The following is an 18,085-nucleotide window of genomic DNA, read 5'->3' as shown; positions in this document are numbered from 1 at the left end:
GCCGCCCGGGGTGCCCGAGGCGCCCCCGGCGACGGCCGGCCACAGTGGCGTCAGCGCAGGCCGAACGCCCTGGTGATGCGCTGGCTCACGGTGTTGCCGGCGGCGTCGCGCGCGGTGGTGCGCAGGCTCACGAAGCCGGCCGTCGCCGGTGCGGCCAGCGAGGTACGCCAGCCGTCGCCGTGCCGGGTCAGCCGCTGCTTCTGCCAGCTCGCCCCGTCGTCGTAGGACACCTCCACCGTCACCGCGCCGACAGTGCCGCTGACGTCGGGCAGGTGGGAGGCGACCACGGTCAAGGGTGCCCGCCGCGCCGCCCGGCCGGCGGCGTCGATGTCCACCTGGTAGTCCAGCTGGATCATCGGCAGCACCTCGGCCGACTCCTCCCCCGTCACCGCCGAGGTGAAGCCCCACTCGGTGCGGGTCTGCCGGGAGTACGGGTTGCTCCAGGCGGCCCGGTCGTTCTCCACCACCAGCCGGTACGGCAGCCGCGGAGACGCCAGCCCGGAGACCTGGAGGTACTCGGCGTTGCCCCAGTTCAGCTCCTGGTCACCCTGGTAGAGGGTGGTCCGGTTGACCATGTCGTAGTTGGCGTACGCCTCACCGATGTGACCGCCTCCGTCGCCCCACCCGGGTGCGGGCAGGTAGACGGTGTCCAGGTATCGGACCGGCACGTAGCCGCCACCCATCCGGGGGCGCTGGATCGGCCCGAACCAGGTGACGGCGCTCGGCTTGCCCGCCGGGTAGGTCGTCACCGCCTGCAGGTGCTGACCGGTCTCGCCGGCGATGAACGCGTCGTCGATCCACCGCTGGTCGGCGCTCACCCAGTCGGTTCGCCGGCCCTGCGCCGGGGCCGGCTCCTGGTTGCTGGACGCCCACCCGCGCCAGACGTCGGTGCGGAACTCCAACGCCTTGCCCTGCCGGTAGTTGCGGAACTCCACGTCGACCCGGGCCAACTGCCGCTTCGTGGGCCGGTAGGTGGGGTCGGCCGGCACCGTGCCGGACCAGTGGTGCGCCACGTCGTACAGGTAGCTGGTCTCCGGGTGCGACTCGACGGTGAGCCGCACCGCGCCGCGCTCCAGCGCGGCGATGAGCTGCCCACCCTCGTCCGCGCCGAGCGTGGCCACTGTCACCGGGGCCGGGCTCTCCGGGCTCCACGCGAACTCGTCCCAGGGCTGCAGCCGACCGATGCCGTCGTTCACCACGAGCAGCAGCTTCGCCCCGGCCGCCGCGGCGGCCCGCGCCTGGGTGGCGATGTCGACGCTGTCACTGCGGCGCACCACCACGGCCCGGTCCCGGACCGGCCGGTTGGCCAGCCCCGCCGCCGACGCGTCAGCGACATAGACCGCGTCCAGCTGACGACGACCGGCCGGCAGCGCCGGGGTGGCCCGCTTCACCAACAGATCGTCGTACGAGCGACCGCCCGCCGAGACGGTCAACGCCGGCTGCTCCAGCCGCCACCGGGCGCCGAACTCGAACTCGCCGTCGGTGACCGGACGGCTCGTCGGCAACGCCCACATGCTGTCGTACGAGTCGTCGGGCAGCACCTGACTCTCGGTGAGACCGTTCTTCGTGGACCGGTGGATGTCCATCCGCAGCGCACTGGCGGTGGCCTCCTGCGGCACCCGGGCCTGCACCTGCCGGGCGGCACGCGCGTCCAGGGTGACGGTGCGGTCGGTGTCCAGGTTGACGTCGGTGAAGCTGAGCATCGCCATGCCCTTGGAGTGCGGCCCGTGCACACCGCGCACGTCCGCGGAGATCCAACCGTTCCAGCTCGCCACCGGCAGCCGCAGCGTCGCAGTGCCGCTCTCGGGCAGGTCCACGGCGGTGAACAGGGTGTCGGCGGTGAGGATGACCTTGCCGACGAGCGGCTTGCCGTCCCGGTCCTTGGCGACCAGCGTCAGGTTCTGCCGCTGGCCCTCCTTGCCGGCCCCGATCAGGGTGCGGCCACGCACCGCACCGGCGCCGTCGGTGGCGACGATCATGCCGCTGACCTGCTTCTCCACCGGCAGCTTGTCGTACGCGGCGGTGACCGTCACGGTGGCGGTGCCGCCGGCCGGCACGGTGACCCGGTCGGCGGAGAGCGCGAACAGACCGGTCGGCGCGGTGGCCGCGTCGAGGGCCAGCTTGAGCGCGACCGGCGTGCCGCCGACATTGGTGTAGGTGACGGTGCGGTCGACGGTCATGCCCGGCTGCTGCGGCCACGCCTGGAAGCCGGAGTACGCGCTCGGGGTGGCGAAGACGGTGGCGTGCGCGGCGGCCACCGCGTCGACCCGACCGGCACCCGCCTGGTACGGGGTGTACCCGGGGGTGGCCTTGACCGTGCTGACCAGCGCTTCCTTGATGCGCTGACCGGTCCAGTCCGGGTGCGCGGCGGCGACCAGCGCGGCCGTGCCGGCCACGTGTGGGGTGGCCATCGACGTGCCGCTCATCAGCGTGTAGTCACCGGAGCCGCCCCGCACCAAATGCGAGCGGGCGGCCAGGATGTCCACGCCAGGGGCGGTGATCTCGGGCTTGAGCCCGCCGTCGCCGGCGCGTGGGCCCTGGCTGGAGAAGTCGGCGAGGTGGTCGGTGGCGTCGACGGCGCCGACGGTGAGCGCCGAGTTCGCGGCACCCGGGCTGCCGATCGTGGCCGGGCCGCTGTTGCCGGCGGCGATCACGAAGAGGGCGCCGGTCTCGGCGCTGAGCCGGTCGACCGCCTGGCTCATCGGGTCGCTGCCGTCGGTGGACTCGCCACCCAGGCTCATGCTGACCACCCGGGCCTTCTGCTCCCGGGCCGCCCACTCCATGCCGGCGATGATCCAGGAATCCTGCCCGCTGCCCTCGCTGTTGAGCACCTTGCCGATGTGCAGCCGGGCACCGGGGGCAACACCCCGCTCGGCGCCACCGGACGCGGCGCCGGTGCCGGCGATCGTCGAGGCGACGTGCGTGCCGTGGCCCTTGTAGTCGAGGATGTCGGGCTCCGACGGCACGAAGCTGCTGGACTCGGCGATCTGGCCGAGGAGGTCCGGGTGTTCGGCGTCCGCCCCCGAGTCGAGCACCGCGACGTCGACACCGGCGGCGGTGTTGCCCTCGGCCCACAGCGTCGGCGCGCCGATCTGGGCGGTGGACTCGGCCAGGTCGGCGTGCACCCGGCCGTCCAACCAGACCTTCGCGATGCCGTTGGCCAGGGTCGGGGCGTCGCCCGTACGTCGGGTCGAGCCGGCGGTGAGCGCGGTCCAGAACCGGTCGGCGGTGGCGCGTTGGCGGGTCAGCGCCGCTCCCTGCACGCTGTCCAACGGTCGGACCAGCTCGGCGCCGTCCAGTGCGGGCCGGGTGCGGTTGCGGGCCGCCGCGTCGGTCATCGTGACGATCAGCGGGAGCGCGTCGGTGTGCGCGTCGTCGTAGCCGTCGGCGATGAGGTCGGTGACGTTGAACAGTTGCCGGTCCAGCAGGCCGCTGGTGACGTAGGACAGCGCGGCGTCCGGGTAGACGTAGGTGTCGCCGTCGCGCACGGTGCGGTGGAAGCTCGGGGTGCTGCCGTCCGGTCGGCGCACTGTCGACACCGTGCTGCCGTCCGCCGCGGTGGTGACAGTGACCGTGTCACCGGTGATCAGGGTGACGGTGGACGCGCGCCCGGCGGCGGCCGGGGGCAGGCCCGCCGGGCGGTCGGGGTGGTTCGGCGGGGCGGCGGCCGCTCCCGCGCCGGGTGGGGTGAACCCGGCCGCCAGGGTGAGGGCGGCGCCAAGGGCGATCAGCCCGGATCGGCGACGCCGGTGAGACAGAGCCACGGTGACCTCTTTGTGTCGAGAAGTGGTACGCACCACAGCATCGACGTAACACCCGCCCCGACCGCACCCCCACACCCCGACGCAGTTACGTCATGGCACAAACCCGCCACCCTGCCCCGCCCCGGCCCCCGCCCCGCCCTCCGGCCCGTCGATCTTGCACTTACTGCGCCGACCAAAGCCCTGAATCAGACCCAATCGACAACCACAAATGCAAGATCGACGGCGGAGGAAGGGGTGGCGAGGGGGGGACGGGGGACGGGGGGACGGGGGGACGGGGGGACGGGGGGACGGAGCCGGGGGGGTTAGGGGGTGGTGCGGGTTAGCTTGGCGAGGGCGTCCAGTTGGGTGGTGTCGGAGAGGGCGGAGCCGACGGCCACCACGCGGACGCCCGCGTGCAGGAACGGGCCGGCGTTGCCCGCGTCGAGGCCACCGGTGGCGACGAAACGCAACTGCGGCAACGGACCGGCCATGGCCTTGAACCAGGCCGGCCCGAGGGAGATCGCGGGGAACGCCTTGAGCCAGGTGAGGCCGTGCCGCAGTGCCTGCTGGGCCTCGGTGGGGGTGGCCACACCGGGCAGGTGCGGCAGGCCACGCGCGGCGGCGGCGTCGGCGACCGTGAGGTCCAGGCCGGGCGCGACGGTGAACCGGGCGCCCGCGTCGGCCGCCGCGGCGACCTGGTCGACGTCGAGCACGGTGCCGGCACCGACGATCCGGTCGCGTTCGGCCCCCGCCGCGACGGCGGCCCGCAGCGCCGGCACCGCGTCGGCGGTGGCCACCGGAACCTCCACCACGTCGATGCCGAGGTCCCAGGCCCGCTCGGCGAGCCGAACGGTCTCGGCGACCGGAAGGCCGCGCAGGATCGCCATCACCCGGGCGCCGCCGAAGATGTGGTCGAAGTCCGGTGTGGTCATGGAACACTCCATCCGAGGTCGCGGTGACAGTGTTGCTGCTGGCCGGGGCGCCACCCGGCGGCCCGACTCAGGTCGTCGCCCCCAGGTCGGTCAGGTCGAGCGGCGACCAGGCGTCGGCCGGGGCGTCGATCAGCTTCTCGAACCAGGCCCACGGCGGGACCGGGGCGTTGTCGGCGCTGCTGGTCAACGCCTGCGCCGCCATCAGGTGGCCGAGGCGCAACCGCCGCACGGGGTCGAGGCCGCGCAGCAGCCCGGCCAGGTAGCCGGCGGCGAAGGCGTCGCCGGCACCGACCGGCTCCACCACCGTCACCCGGGGAGCGGGCACGAAGACCGGTTCGGCGTCGCGGACCAGCGCGGTGGCGCCGACCGCGCCGTCCTTGACCACCACCGTCTCCGGAGCGGGCAGCACCTCACGCACGGCCGTCGGGTCGGTGACGCCCCAGAGAGTCTCCGCCTCGTCCTGCCCGACGAAGACGAGGTCGCAGCGGTTGGCGAGGTCACGCAGCACCGGCGCGGCCTGCTCGGCGGACCACAACCGGGCACGGTGGTTGACGTCGAAGCTGACCCGTGCCGCCGGCAACGGCCGGTCGGTCACCGCGTGCTCGACAAGCGCCCGGCAGGACGCGGACAGCGCCGGGGTGATCCCGGACAGGTGCAGCACCCGGGCACCGGCCAGCGCCGGGTCGGCCAGCGTGGCCGGGTCCATCCGGGTGGCCGCCGACCCGGCCCGGTAGTAGTGCACGGCGGTCCCCTGCGGGCCCGGGTCCTTGACGTACAGGCCGGTGGGGGCGGCCGGGTCCACGCACACCTGGTCGACGCGGACACCGGCGGCGGCGACGTGCCGCACGACAGCCCGACCGAAGGGGTCGTCGCCGACCCGGCTCACCCAGGTCGTCAGGTGTCCCAGGCGGGCCAGGTAACCGGCCACGTTGGACTCGGCGCCGCCGACCGAGACGGCGACCCGCTCGGCGTGCTCCAGCGGCTCGCCCGGCGCGGGGCAGAGCACCACCATCGTCTCCCCCACCGCGGCCACCTCCACCGACGGGTAGCCGGCCGGCACACTCGCCTGGTCAGGTCGGGGGTCGGTCGGCATCGGGCACACGTCCTCGCGGCGGGGTGCTGGGCGTCGCCGAGCCTAGGTGTCGCGCGCGGGACGGGCAAGCGGTGTCCCGCGGTCAGGGCAGCGTCAGGCCGTACGTGGCCAGCACCTCCGCGATCGGCTGGTAGTAGGTGGTGCCGCCGGCCGTGCAGTTGCCGGTGCCGCCGGAGAGGATGCCGAGGATGGTGCCGGTGGCGGCCACGTAGAGCGGTCCGCCGCTGTCCCCCGGCTCGGCGCAGATGTTGGTGCGGATCAGGCCGTAGATCACGCCGGTGGCGTAGTTGACGGTCTGGTTGAGACCGGTGACCGTGCCGCAGCGCACCCCGGTGGTGCTGCCGCTGCGGCACACCGCCTGACCGATGTACGCGTTGCCGGGGCCGTTGATGGTCAGCAGGCCGGGGTAGGTGTAGACGGCGCTCGGGTGGGCGATCCGACCGGTGTAGCGGATCAGCCCGTAGTCGTTGGTGGGGTAACTGGTGGCGGTGCGGGTGCCGAGCACGGTGCTCTGGGCGCTGTCGGCGTACCAGGTGGCGGCGGCCGCGGTGCAGTGTCCGGCGGTGATCACGTAGTAGGTGCTGCCGCTGCGTGCGTTCGCGCCGAGCGAGCAGCGCGCGCCGCCGCCGTAGATGCCCTGCCCGCCGGCGATCAGCGGGCGCAGCGTTCCGGGTTCACGGCGCAGCAGCGCGCCGGCCCGATCGGCCACCGTCCGCAGTGCGCTCAGGTCGCGGGGGGTCACGGTGTCGTCGACGGTGAGGGTCATCCGGCCGGTGGCAGGGTCGAGGCCCCAGGCGGTGCCCGCGGTGCGTACCCCGCTCAGCAGGGCCGCCGGGTCGGTGGTGGGCGCGGCGGCCCGGTCGGGGACGGCGGCCTGCGCCGCGCCGGGTGCGACGAGCAGCAGGATGGTCAGGGCGAGGGCGGCCAGTGGGGAGCGACGCATCCGAACCTCCGAAGAGATCGAGATTGATGGATGCAGTGCAGCATCGCGCGACGCTCGCACCGTGGCAAGCTCCGCCCGCCCTCTTCCCCGACCAGCGGGAATCACCGATCCGGAGGACGGCCCGTGCCAGGGCACCGATAATCCTCGGGAGACGCGGCGGGAGGCCAGGCATGACCACCGAAGGGAATGCGACGCTGGTACGCCGGCTGGACGGGTCGACCCGGGCCACGCTGCTGGAGCTGCTCTTCGACGTGGTCTTCGTGGCCGCCCTCGCCCTGACGTCGAAACTGTTTTCCGAAGAGCTCTCGTGGGCCGGCGGCGCCAAGCTGCTGCTGATGCTGACCGCCGTCTGGTGGACGTGGTCGGTCACCGCGACCACCACCGAGTTCTACGATCCGCAGCAACGCCCGATCCAGGCCATCCTGATGCTTGCGATGGTCGGGTCGGTGGCGATGGCGGCATCGCTGCCGATGGTCACCATCGGGCACCAACTGCTCTTCGTGGCCTCGTACGTCGGCACGCACGTCATTCGCTGCATCATCCTGGTCACCGCCCTGCACCGGCAGCGGCACCAGACGGCCAGGGAGCGGGCCACCCGGTTTCTCTTCTGGTTCACGGTGTCCAGCGTCTTCTGGATCACCGGCGCGCTGTCAGAAACTCCGAACTGGGCGCTCTGGGGGATCGCCATAACGATCGACCTGGTCGCCGGGGCGGCCCGCTACCCCACGCCCCGGCTGGGCAAGGTGCCACTCACCCAGTACGGCCGGACCACCGAGCACCTCGGCGAGCGGTACCAGCAGTTCATCATCCTGGCCCTCGGCGACATCATCCTGGTGCCGACGCTGCAGGTCAGCCGGGGCCATCTCGACCACCTCCGGCTCGCCTCCCTGCTCTGCGCCTTCGCCGTCATGCTGCTGCTCTGGCAGATCTACGTCTTCCGCGCTGGCGAGTTGTTGGTGGCAGCCGGGTCCAAGGGGAGCCGCGCCACCCGGTTGGCCCCGTTCACCCATCTGGTCATGCTGGCCGGCGTGGTCAGCACTGCCGCCACGTTCGACCTGGTCGTCAGCAGGCCGACCGGAACGACGCCGGTGCCGTGGCTCGTGCTGATCATCACCGGCCCGACGCTGTTCGTGGTCGGTCGCGTGCTGTTCACCATGGCGGTGTCGTGGGTCATGCCGTGGCGGCGCGTCGCCTGGCAACTGCTGCCGCTGCTGGTGCTGCCGTGGGCCGGCGGCTGGCCGCCGTTGCTGGTGGCCTCGATCGTGGCGCTCGGGTTGGCCGGTCACATCCTGATTCCCGGAGCGGCACGGGAGACCACACCGGGCCTGTGGACGCGCAAGCCCGACGAATGACGGCGCGCCATCGACCGACGTGCCCACCGGCGCCTCGGCGAGGTCCCGGGCGCGGGCGTCCGCCGTGCCAACCTCCGGGCGTCCCTCGGTGAGCGGCGGGAATCGCCGATCCGGGGACGAGCCGTGTCGACACCGCCGATAATTTTCGGAAGAAACGGCGGGAGGCCCGGCATGACCACCGGAGGCACCGGGGCGCTGGTACGCCGTCCGGACGGGTCGACCCGGGCCACACTGCTGGAGCTGCTCTTCGACGTGGTCTTCGTGGCCTCGCTCGCACTGACCTCGACCCTGCTCGCGGAACGCCACACCTGGTCCACCGCCACGATGGTCCTGCTGATGCTGACCGCGATCTGGTGGACCTGGTCGGTCACCGCCACCACCACCGAGTTCTACGACCCGCAGCAGCGTCCCATCCAGGCCATCCTGATGGTCGCCATGGTCGGGTCGGTGGGGATGGGCGCGTCGCTGCCCAAGATCGCCAGCGGGCACGCGCTGGTCTTCGCCGTCGCGTACGTCGGCACGCACGTGATTCGCGGCTTCATCCTGATCACCAGCCTGCACCAACAGCGGCACCGGTTGGCCGAGATCCGCGCCACCCGGTTCCTGTTCTGGTTCCTGGTGTCCGGCGTCTTCTGGATCGCCGGCGCGCTGTTCGACACGGTGAACTGGACCCTCTGGAGCATCGCCATCGCGATCGACCTGGTCTCCGCGGCGGCCCGCTACCCCACGCCCGGGCTGGGCCGGGTGCCCTTCGACCAGTACGAGCGGACCACCGCTCATCTGGGCGAGCGGTACCAGCAGTTCGTCATCCTGGCCCTCGGCGACATCATCCTGGTGCCCACCCTGCAGGTGAGTCGGGGAGAGTTCACCGGGCTCCGGGTCGCCGCGCTGTTCTGCGCGTTCGCGGTCATGCTGCTGCTCTGGCAGATCTACGTCTTTCGCGCCGGCGAACTGCTGGAGGCCGGGGCGAGGGCGGGCCGCCCGGCGCGGGTGGCGCCGTACACCCATCTGGTGATGCTGGCCGGGGTGGTCGGCACGGCGGCCTCGTTCGACCTGGTCGTCGCCCGGCCGACCGGTACGACGCCGGTGGGATGGCTGCTACTGATCATGGGCGGCCCGGCCCTGTTCGTGATCGGCCGCGTCCTGTTCACCCTGCTGGTGTCCATGCTCGTGCCGTGGCGGCGAATGCTCTGCCTCATCCTGCCGCTGCTGACGCTGCCGTGGGCCGGCCGCTGGCCACCGCTGCTGGTCACCACGAGCGTCGCGCTCGGGCTGTGGGCGCACATCCTGCTGCCCGGAGCCGCCCGGGAGACCACGCCGGGCCTGCGGGTGCGGCAACCCGACGACTGACCCGGCACGCTCAGCCGACGTGTCGAGCGGCCCACTCGGCGAGGTCGCGGGCGCACGCGTCCACCGACTCCTGCCAGGTCCGGGCCGCGCCCTCCCCCGCCTCGTCGCTGACCTGCTTGACCAGCCGGCACGGCACACCGGCCTGCGCGGCGGCCCAGGCCACCGCGTACCCCTCCATGTCGACCAGGTCGGCGCGCTGCGCCAACCGGTCCCGCTGCTCGTCGTCGGCCACGAAGGTGTCACCGGTGGCCAGCACCGCGCCCTCGGCGGCCAGCGACAGCGGCGCCCCGTACGTCTCGCCGGTGAGCGTGCGCAGCAGCTCGGTGTCCAGGTCGTGCTGGAGGACGGTGGCGATCTCGTGGATGCCGGCCAACCCGGGACGCAACGCCCCGGCCGTACCCAGGTTGAGCAGCAGGGCCGGGCGCGGCCCGGCGGCCAGCACCGCGGCCACCGCGCTGGCGGCGTTCACCTTGCCCATGCCGGTGAGCAGGACCGGCAGCTCGGGCGGCAGGTAGCGGGCCTCCTCCCCGACGGCGAGCACCACCAACGGACGATCGGCGCGGACCGTACCTCGAAGATTCACCGGAGCATCGTACGAGCCGGCCGGTGGGGCGCTGACGTCAGTCGGTGGTGAAGCGGTACAGCACGAAGTCCTTCTCCGCGCCACAGGCGATCAGGTGGGTGTTCCACGAGCAGGACGAGCTGCGTACGTCCTGCAGCTCGCCCAACTCGTCGACCTTCCCGGACTCGGCCCACACGCCGGCCAGCACCCGGTTGGCCACCACCACGCTGGGCGCCTTGGCGAAGACCAGCAGGTTGCCCTCGTCGAGGCGGACCGCCACCCCGCCCCGGTCCCGCAGCACCGGCTTGCCGGCGGCGTCGAAGATGGTGACGCTCGGCTCCGGGGACTCCCGTTGGGCGAGCAGTTGCTCACCCAACGGGACCAGGCCGGTCACGCCCGGCGCCGACCACTGGATCGCACGCTCACCCTCGGTGGCCGCCACCACCTCGGTGCGCGTGGCGTCACTGTTGGGCACCTGCACCAGGCAGGCCCGTCGGGGACCGCAGGCGACCAGCTCCGTCGGACGGTACTCGTCGTTCCCGGAGCGGTGCAGCACCACCGGTTCGGCGTCGGAACCCAGGTCGTAGGCGAGCAGCTGGTAGCCGCCCTCGTTGGCGGCCACGTACAGGCGGTCCTCGTGGGCGACCACCAGGTCGTCGAGGTCGGCGACGCTGCCCCACTGGCGCAGCACCGCGCCGGATGCCATGTCGAGCAGCCGCACCGACCGGTCCGCGCCCACCTGCACGAGTCGCCGCCCCTTGCCCGTCCACGGGTCGCGGGGCGTGCCGTCGAGGAAGGCCGGTCCGCCCGCCGCCGCGTCGGTGCCCACCGGCCGGACCACGGTACGGCCACCGGCGTACCGGTCGCGGGGGTTGGCTCGGGTCCACTTCGTCGCGCCGTCGGTCAGGCGCAGGCCGACCAGTTCGTCAGCGGCCCGGTCGACCAGCACCGCCGTGTCGTCGGCGACGTAGACGTCGTCGTCCCCACGGAGAACGCGCTGCCAGCGCTGCTCGCCGGTCCGACCGTCGAGGACGGCCATCGGTCGGGGGGTGCTGTCGCCGGGCGCGTCGGCGAGGACCACGACCGCCCCGGGGACGGCGATGACCGCCTCCCAGTCGTCGGCGCGCACGTCGGTCTGCTCGCGCCACACCTCGCGACCGGTGCCCGCGTCGACGGCCACCACCTCCAGCCGGTCGTCGGGCAGCGGGAACGCGAGGTAGGCCCGATCGTCGAGCACCGCCGTCCACATGTCGGTCGGACGTTCGGCGCCGGCCGAGAGCCGGGACAGTTCGCGCAGCGAGGCGAACTCCAGGTCCGGGTAGCGGTCCCGGGTCAGGTAGAGCGTCGCCGCGGTGGCCACCCCGGCCACCGCCAGCACCGCGCCGAGCACCACCCAGCGTGCCCGCCGCCAGCGGGTCCCGCCGCCGCTCGGGGTCGGGGTCGCGCCGGCCAGGCCCGGCCCGGGGGGCGGGCCCACCGGCGGGGTGGATCCCGGCCAGGGCTGCGACGGTACGACCGGCGCGGGTGCCGCGGCCGGGGCGGGCGGGCTCACCGGAGCTGGCGCGGGTGGGGCCACTGGTGGTCCCGCGTACGCCGGGGCGGGTAGCGGCTTGCGCAGTGGCAGGTCGGTCAGGGCACCCTCGGCCACCGGCAACTCGGGCTGGTCCAGCACCGTCGGCGCGATCCCCAGCTCGGCGTGCAGCATCCGGGCCACCAGCGGGATCCGCGACGACCCGCCCACGAGGAACAGCCCGGCGAGCTGGTCGGGGCGCAGACCGGCGGCGGCGATGACCTCCCGGGCCCGCTGCACCGCCCGCCGCAGCAGCGGCGTGGCCACCCGTTCGACGTCCGCCCGGGTCAGCTGGATCGGCTCGGCCACTCCCGGCACCGCGACCGGCGCGACAACGGACCGGGACAGGGTCTCCTTCGCGCCTCGTACCTCGTCCCAGAGCCGGATCTGGTCGCGGCGCTGCGCCGGATCCGCCGGTCGGGTGAGCCGGGCCCACTGCGCGGCGTGCCGCTCACCGACCAGCTCACCGACCCGCCGTACCAGCGCGGCGTCGAGGTCCAGGCCGCCCAGGTCGGGCAGGCCGCCGTCGGCGACCACGCTGAAGCCGGAGTCGCCCCAGGGGTCCGCGCCCTCGTTGCGCAGCACCGCGACGTCGAGCGTCCCGCCACCGAAGTCGAACACCGCGATGGCCCCGCCGACCGGCACCGGACGGTGCAGCACCTGCGTGTAGTAGCGGGCGGCGGCCACCGGCTCCCGCAGCAAACGGGTGCCCGGCGGGGTCGGCCCGGCGAGGGTGTGCTCGGCCGCCTGCGGCCAACCCGCCCGCAGCAGCGCGTCGGCGAGGACCTGCCGCCGCGTCGCGTCCCAGGCGGCCGGGCAGGTGACCACGGCCGGGGGCAGGAAGCCCACCGCGCCCACCGCGGCCCGCGCGACCGACGCCAGCACCGCGGCGAGCAGCTCGGCCGGAGGGTACGCGTTGTCGCCGAGCCGCACGGTCGGCTCGTCCACCCGACGCTTCGGGTTCGCCTCGAACCGGCCCGGGTCGGTCTGCGCCAACCGGCGGGCGTCCCAGCCGCTGTGCAGGGTGCCGTCCTGGTCGGCGTAGACGGCGGACGGACTGAGTGGTTGACCGTCCATCAGCAGCGGACGGGTCCGCCCGTCCGGCCAGCGCAGCACCGCGACCGTGTTGGACGTACCGAGGTCGACACCGAGTGCGAAACCCTCGTGCTGGCCTGCCATTGCCCGATACCTCCGCCGCGACGAGGGGAACTCGATCCCGCATCGTACGCAGCCCCCGCAGCGGTGCTGATCACTCGGTCAGTCGCAGTCGCAGTCGCAGCCGTCAGGACGGTTGACGTCCGCGGGACGGCGGGAGATCGGCGCGACAGCCCGCACCGCTCAGCGCGGCGGTTGACCTACCGACCGCCGGAGCACGTCGCCGCGCTCGGGCGGGGGCGTCACGTCAAAGCTGAACGTTGTCGGCGAGTACCGTGCCGGTCGCCCCGTTGCTGATGCCGCCGGCACCCAGCGAGCGCCATCGTGTGCCGGTGACCGTCATACCCGCCCCGCTGTTGATCGCGACCGCATGCTTCGCATTGCCGTAGGCGACGTTGTCGCGGGCGGTGACTCGGTTCGAGCCGACAATGTCGATGGCGCTGTAGGTGTTGGGCGTCTGGTAACCGGCGTCGGAAACCGTGTTGTGCGCGACCTCGGTGATGTCGACGCCGCTCAGGTGGATGCCCTGCTGGAGCGGTCGGTAGATCCGGTTTCCCAGCACGCGCACCAACTCGGCGTTGACCACCTTCACTCCGTAGCTGCCCGCGCCCGTTACGTGGATGTCGTTGTCGGACACTGTGATCCCGGTGACCTGGGAGAGGTTGTTCCGGGAGATCAGGACGCCGCCGTCGGTGGGCTGGGTGATGGTGTTGCCGACGATGGTGACCCCGATGACCAGGGCTGGAGTCACCGTCTCCTGGCTGAAAACTCGCACCCCGCGCTGGGGCCCGTTGAAGGTGTTGCCGTTGACGACGATGTTGGAGCTGGACGGGTCGCCGACGAAGACGCCGTCCTTGCCGCCCTTGGTGCTGTTGCCGGCGATGATGGTCGTGTTACAACCCCAGCAGTCGATGCTGTTGTCGTCGAAGCCGATGACCGTGTTGCCGGCAATCTTGCCGTTGCGGCCGTAGCGGTTCGAGATGCCCTGCGAAATCGCAACGGGCGGACTGACCGCGGTGATGACGTTGGACTGACAGGTATAGAAGTTGATGCCAACCGCGGCCGAATCGCCGCGGAAGATGATGCCCCAGTTGCAATTGAGGACGCGGTTGTCGGTGACAACGCAGAAGTCGGCATCGGCGACGTAGATCGAGCTGCGATAGTTGTTGTCGGCCACCGTGGAGCCGTGCCCGCAGTGGTCGAAGAAGCAGCCGGCGACTGTGACATGGTGCGCGCCCGAAGAGACGGACACGCCGGAGCCGCCGATGTTCGTGAACCGACAGTTGACGATGGAGCTGTACTGAGCGTCACCCTCGATGATCACACCGACGCCACCCGGCTGGCTTGTTCCGTCGAAGTTGAGGCCGTCGAGCGAGTGGCGCGCCCTGCCCAGACGCATCAGGTTGACTGCGGCACCCGCCTTGATGGTGGCACCGTGGCCTCGCAATATCTGCGGTGTGGCCTGGTAGACCGTGAGCGTGTTCGTGATCAGGTAGACGTTGCCCGGGCCGCCGAAGTCCACGGCCCGGCCCTGCGACAGGCACCGCTGCACAGCCGCGGTGTCGTCCGTGACGCCGTCACCAACCGCGCCATAGTCTTTCGGCGACACCACCGAGGTGTCGGAACCCGCCGCCATCGCCGGCTCAGCGGCGGTCAGCGCCGCAGCTCCCGCCAGCACCGGCGTGCCGTAGAGCAGAGCGCGGCGGCTAAGGCTGTTCTTCGTCATGTCGACCGATCCCCCGTAGGTTGTCTTTGCGCGGCTGGGAGCCTACGCGGGACAGGTCCGACGCGGTGCCCCTCGAAATGAGGGCGGCAGGCACCACTGTGGCGCCCGCCGAGCGCGGCCAGGCCGTCGAACAACCGAGGTGATGCCGCCTGGTCAGTGGACGGACCGGACGGCGACGATCTGACCTCCGCTGGTCTCCCCGGTCGGACGGAATCCGAGGGTGAGATAGAACCCCTCCGGGCCGTCCTCCCCCGATTCCCAGGTCGTGTAGATCTGGTCGTGCCCTCGGCTGCGGGCCTCCGCACGAACGGCGTCCACCGCGAAGCGGCCGTACCCCCGGCCCTGTTGCTCGGCGGCGATGTTCAGCCGCCACAGGCCCGAGCGCCGGTCGTCCGGTCGGTCCCACTCGATGTCGAAGAAGCCCATCAGGAAGCCGACGATCTCATCACCCTCCACGATCAGACGTGGCCAGGCGATGTCGGGCTGCGCGTACGCCTCGGCAAGGGACCAGGCGACCGGGGACGAGTACTTCTCCTGGTCGGGTCGCACCTGCAACCGGCAGGCGGCTTCCACGTTGTGTTCAGTGATCTTCACCAGTCCGGGCACGCCCGCCACCCTATCGACCAGGATCCGCGCATCACCGTCGAGACTGCTGTGCCGCGCGCATCAGCCGGAGCTGGCCGATCTCCGCGACGTTCTTCATCAGCTCGGCGTTGACCCAGCCAATCGTGTGCGTGACGGTGTGGTCGGTCCCGTCCGGCCAGGGGAAGGTCGCGGTGCGGTCGAGGTCACGCTCGCTGAGCTGGTCGAGCAGACCCAGCCACTCGGTGCGCAGGTCACGCAGCCAGGTCACAGTCGGCTCGCCCGGGCCCGGCCAGGTGACGGCCGTGCGGTCGGGCGCGGGCACCCCCCGCAGATGGTCCATCGCCACGGTCCACCACCAGCCGACGTGCCAGGTGAGCCAACCGATCGTCGGCACCGGGACCGGGTCGGGTTCGGTGTCGGCCCAGTCCGGAACCCAGGTGCCGTCGACGCCCTGCCGCACCGACCAGCAGTGGGCGGCCGGCTCCCAGAGGGCGTCAGCCGCGTCGAGTCGCTCGAGGTGGTACTCGAACAGCGACCAGGTCAGGTCGAACTGCCAGCGCAGAAGGGCCAGCGGCGAAACGGACATCCGGGGATTCTGTCCGGGCACCGGCACCGCCGTCGACAGAATAACCAATCGACGGCTCGCGGCAGAGCGCGGCGGCACAGCGCGCGGGCCCCGATCAGTCGGCCGGGCAGCGCTCGGAGAGGGCGTAGCGGAGCAGGACCACGTCGCCGATCTGGCGAGCCTCGGCCAGGCGGGCGCGGCGACCCGGGTGCCAGGGGAAGCGACCCTCGCCGACGAACCGGGGCGCACGGCCGTCGCCGACGAAGAACGGGGCGACCACCAGGTGCAGTTCGTCGGCGAGACCGGCGGCGAGGAACTGGGCGTGCACCGTCCCGCCGCCCTCCACCATCAACCGCCGCACACCCCGCGCGGCCAGGTCGCTCAGCAGCCACCCCGGGTCGACGGGCTCACCCGCGTCGACCACTGTGGCCAGTCGGCCGACCCGCTCCTCGGTCTTCTCCAGCGCGCCGGTGGCGCAGTAGACGAGCCGCACCGAATCACCGGCGGTGAAGAAGCGCGCGGTCGGGTCGAGGTCGCCCTGGGCGGTCAGCGTGACCTTGGTGGGCGAGGCCTGTCGACCGGCCGCGACCCGCTCGGCCCGACGGCTCGGGGAGCGCACCAGCAGCCGCGGGTCGTCGCGCCGGACGGTGCCGGCGCCGACCAGGATGGCGTCGCAGCTGGCGCGGACCGCGTCGACGCGGTCCAGGTCCTCGTCGTTGGAGAGCAGTAACCGCTGCTCGGTGGCGTCGTCGATGTACCCGTCGATGGAGGCGGCGCAGCTCAGCAGCACGTACGGCCGCGTCGGCTCCGGCCGGCAACTCATCGGGGCTGCTCAGGAGTGCGACCCGCGAGCGCGTCCGCCGCCTCGATCTCCGCCGCCTTGGCCGCCTTGGCCGCCAGGTACTCGGCGTTGGCCGGCGACAGGAAGACGCTGGTGAGGATCCGTTCGACCACGTCCACGCCCAGCCGGGTCAACTGGTCTTCCTTGTCCGGGTTGCTGCTGAGCAGTCGGACCCGCGGCACGCCCAATGTGGCCAGCATCTGCGCGGCGGCCGTGTAGTCCCGCTCGTCCTCGCCCCGGCCCAGCGCGACGTTGGCCTGGTAGGTGTCCAACCCGGCGTCCTGCAACGCGTACGCGTCCAGTTTGGCGTACAGGCCGATGCCACGGCCCTCCTGCCGCAGGTAGAGCAGGAACCCACCGGTCTCGGCGATCCGCTGCACCGCCTCGCGCAGTTGGGGGCCGCAGTCGCAGCGTTCGCTGCCGAACACGTCGCCGGTCAGGCACTCGCTGTGCGGACGCACCAGCGGCGCCTCTCCCCCGACCGCGAGCCGGTCCAGGGCACCGGCCCAGTCACCGAGGCCGAGGGCCAAATGCTCCCTACCGTCCACCAGGCCCTTGAAGGTGAACACCCGGGCGGTTGTGGAGTAGCCGTCGGGAAACGCCAGCGGCACCGTGACCTGCGTGCGGATCGTGGCAACCGGCAATGCTTCGGGCATGGGACTCCTTCGTCCGGCGCCACCGCCGTCCGGCGACGCGTACCGTCTCACCATCGACTTCAACAGCCGCCGTCGGAGGTGGCTTCCCGGGCGGCGGCCGGAGTTCGACGCCGACGGGCCAGCAGCACGGCGGCACCCGGCAGGCTGGCCACCAGCACCAGTGCACCGTAGACGGTGGCGGTGGCGACACCCTCGGCCGCGCTGAGACCGGCCGCGCCGAACACCCACGCGGCCACCCCCTCCCGTGGCCCGAAGCCGGCCACGTTCAACGGTAGGCCCATGGCGAGCAGGGCGAGCAGCGTCAACGGCAACAGTCGGGACAGCGGGGCGTCGGATCCGGCGGTGCGCGCCGCCACCAGGAAGGTGGCCAGGTGACCGGCGACCATCACCGCTGAGGCGACCAGCACACCGAACCAGGTGCGCCGCGCCAGCAGCCCTGACCGCACGTCCGCCACTGCGGTACGCAGCGCCGTGGCCCAGCGGGACCCGCCCCCGTTGGGCAGGACCCGGGCCGCCAGCACGACGACCAGACCGCCGGCGACGACGAGCGCGGCGGCGACCGGCAGGTACGGCCGCACCGGGGACGGGAAGGCCGCGAGCACCACCAGCGCGACGCCGACCAGGACCACCTGCCCGGCGGTACGTTCCCAGACCACCGCGCGGATTCCCCGGCTGACGTCACCGGCGTCGCGGCCGTGGCGCACCGCCCGGTGCACGTCGCCGAGCACACCGCCGGGCAGTGTGGCGTTGAGGAACACCGCCCGGTAGCAGTGCGCCACCGCCGTCGCCAGTGGCAGGCGGACACCGAGGCCGCCGGCGACCAGGCTCCACCGCCACGCCGCGCAGACCGTGGTGAGCACCCCGATGACCAGCGCCGCTGCCAACGCCGGCGCGTCGATCAGTCGTACTCCGGCGAGGAACGGGCCACTGCCCACCTGCCACAGCAGGACGGCGAGCAGACCCACCCCGCCGACCACTCGTGCCCAGGCCCAGAACATCCGCGCCGGCCCTC

At 72.5% G+C, this 18,085-nt stretch carries 14 protein-coding genes; 2 read left to right on the top strand and 12 right to left on the bottom strand.

The window, feature by feature from the left end:
- Positions 1-50 precede the first annotated feature (50 nt).
- The 4 genes from ACX27O_RS08485 to ACX27O_RS08470 all read right to left on the bottom strand — a co-directional run bounded on the left by ACX27O_RS08485 (position 51) and on the right by ACX27O_RS08470 (position 6,711).
- Positions 51-3,764 carry a S8 family serine peptidase gene (locus ACX27O_RS08485; protein ID WP_458939191.1) on the bottom strand — a complete coding sequence of 1,238 codons (3,714 nt, stop codon included), beginning with the start codon at positions 3,762-3,764 and terminating at the stop codon, positions 51-53.
- A 302-nt stretch (positions 3,765-4,066) separates the two neighbouring features.
- On the bottom strand, positions 4,067-4,675 hold the full coding sequence (locus tag ACX27O_RS08480; protein ID WP_030335564.1) for a bifunctional 4-hydroxy-2-oxoglutarate aldolase/2-dehydro-3-deoxy-phosphogluconate aldolase: 609 nt from the start codon (positions 4,673-4,675) through the stop codon (positions 4,067-4,069).
- Positions 4,676-4,742: 67 nt separating this feature from the next.
- A complete protein-coding gene (locus tag ACX27O_RS08475; protein WP_030335563.1) occupies positions 4,743-5,768 on the bottom strand; it encodes a sugar kinase in 1,026 nt (341 codons plus the stop codon).
- A gap of 82 nt (positions 5,769-5,850) precedes the next feature.
- Positions 5,851-6,711, bottom strand: a complete 861-nt coding sequence (locus ACX27O_RS08470) for a S1 family peptidase (protein WP_210866234.1) — start codon at positions 6,709-6,711, stop codon at positions 5,851-5,853.
- 170 nt (positions 6,712-6,881) lie between these two features.
- Here ACX27O_RS08470 and ACX27O_RS08465 point away from each other — a divergent pair, with 170 nt between their 5' ends.
- A complete protein-coding gene (locus ACX27O_RS08465; protein ID WP_357634755.1) occupies positions 6,882-8,063 on the top strand; it encodes a low temperature requirement protein A in 1,182 nt (393 codons plus the stop codon).
- Between the two features lie 171 nt (positions 8,064-8,234).
- Positions 8,235-9,413, top strand: coding sequence for a low temperature requirement protein A (locus tag ACX27O_RS08460; protein WP_458939190.1), 1,179 nt, complete (start codon positions 8,235-8,237; stop codon positions 9,411-9,413).
- Between the two features lie 10 nt (positions 9,414-9,423).
- Here the strand turns inward: ACX27O_RS08460 and ACX27O_RS08455 are convergent, their stop codons facing one another.
- The 8 genes from ACX27O_RS08455 to ACX27O_RS08420 form a co-directional block, all read right to left on the bottom strand.
- The gene (locus ACX27O_RS08455; RefSeq protein WP_030335558.1) at positions 9,424-9,996 is read right to left on the bottom strand and encodes a nucleosidase; all 573 of its coding nucleotides are present in this window, start codon (positions 9,994-9,996) and stop codon (positions 9,424-9,426) included.
- Positions 9,997-10,033: 37 nt separating this feature from the next.
- Positions 10,034-12,724 (bottom strand): Hsp70 family protein, encoded by a 2,691-nt coding sequence (locus ACX27O_RS08450; RefSeq protein WP_210866232.1) that lies wholly within the window; start codon positions 12,722-12,724, stop codon positions 10,034-10,036.
- Between the two features lie 223 nt (positions 12,725-12,947).
- Positions 12,948-14,426, bottom strand: a complete 1,479-nt coding sequence (locus ACX27O_RS08445) for a right-handed parallel beta-helix repeat-containing protein (protein ID WP_210861058.1) — start codon at positions 14,424-14,426, stop codon at positions 12,948-12,950.
- Between the two features lie 153 nt (positions 14,427-14,579).
- The gene (locus ACX27O_RS08440) at positions 14,580-15,032 is read right to left on the bottom strand and encodes a GNAT family N-acetyltransferase (protein WP_210861056.1); all 453 of its coding nucleotides are present in this window, start codon (positions 15,030-15,032) and stop codon (positions 14,580-14,582) included.
- A gap of 31 nt (positions 15,033-15,063) precedes the next feature.
- Positions 15,064-15,597: a DinB family protein gene (locus tag ACX27O_RS08435; protein ID WP_210861054.1), complete on the bottom strand. Its 534-nt coding sequence runs from the start codon at positions 15,595-15,597 to the stop codon at positions 15,064-15,066.
- Positions 15,598-15,691: 94 nt separating this feature from the next.
- A complete protein-coding gene (locus ACX27O_RS08430) occupies positions 15,692-16,399 on the bottom strand; it encodes a RibD family protein (RefSeq protein ID WP_030335549.1) in 708 nt (235 codons plus the stop codon).
- Positions 16,396-17,073 carry a GTP cyclohydrolase II gene (locus ACX27O_RS08425; protein WP_030335546.1) on the bottom strand — a complete coding sequence of 226 codons (678 nt, stop codon included), beginning with the start codon at positions 17,071-17,073 and terminating at the stop codon, positions 16,396-16,398. The genes ACX27O_RS08430 and ACX27O_RS08425 overlap by 4 nt, the downstream gene beginning before the upstream one ends.
- A 59-nt stretch (positions 17,074-17,132) precedes the next feature.
- Entirely contained in the window at positions 17,133-18,071 is a 939-nt protein-coding gene (locus ACX27O_RS08420; RefSeq protein WP_036412151.1) for a lysylphosphatidylglycerol synthase transmembrane domain-containing protein, read from the bottom strand.
- Between the last annotated feature and the right edge of the window lie 14 nt (positions 18,072-18,085).

The organism is Micromonospora sp. SD19 (assembly GCF_054462275.1).
The sequence above is the reverse complement of the archived record's forward strand: the minus strand, read 5'-3'. Positions and strand labels throughout refer to the sequence as shown.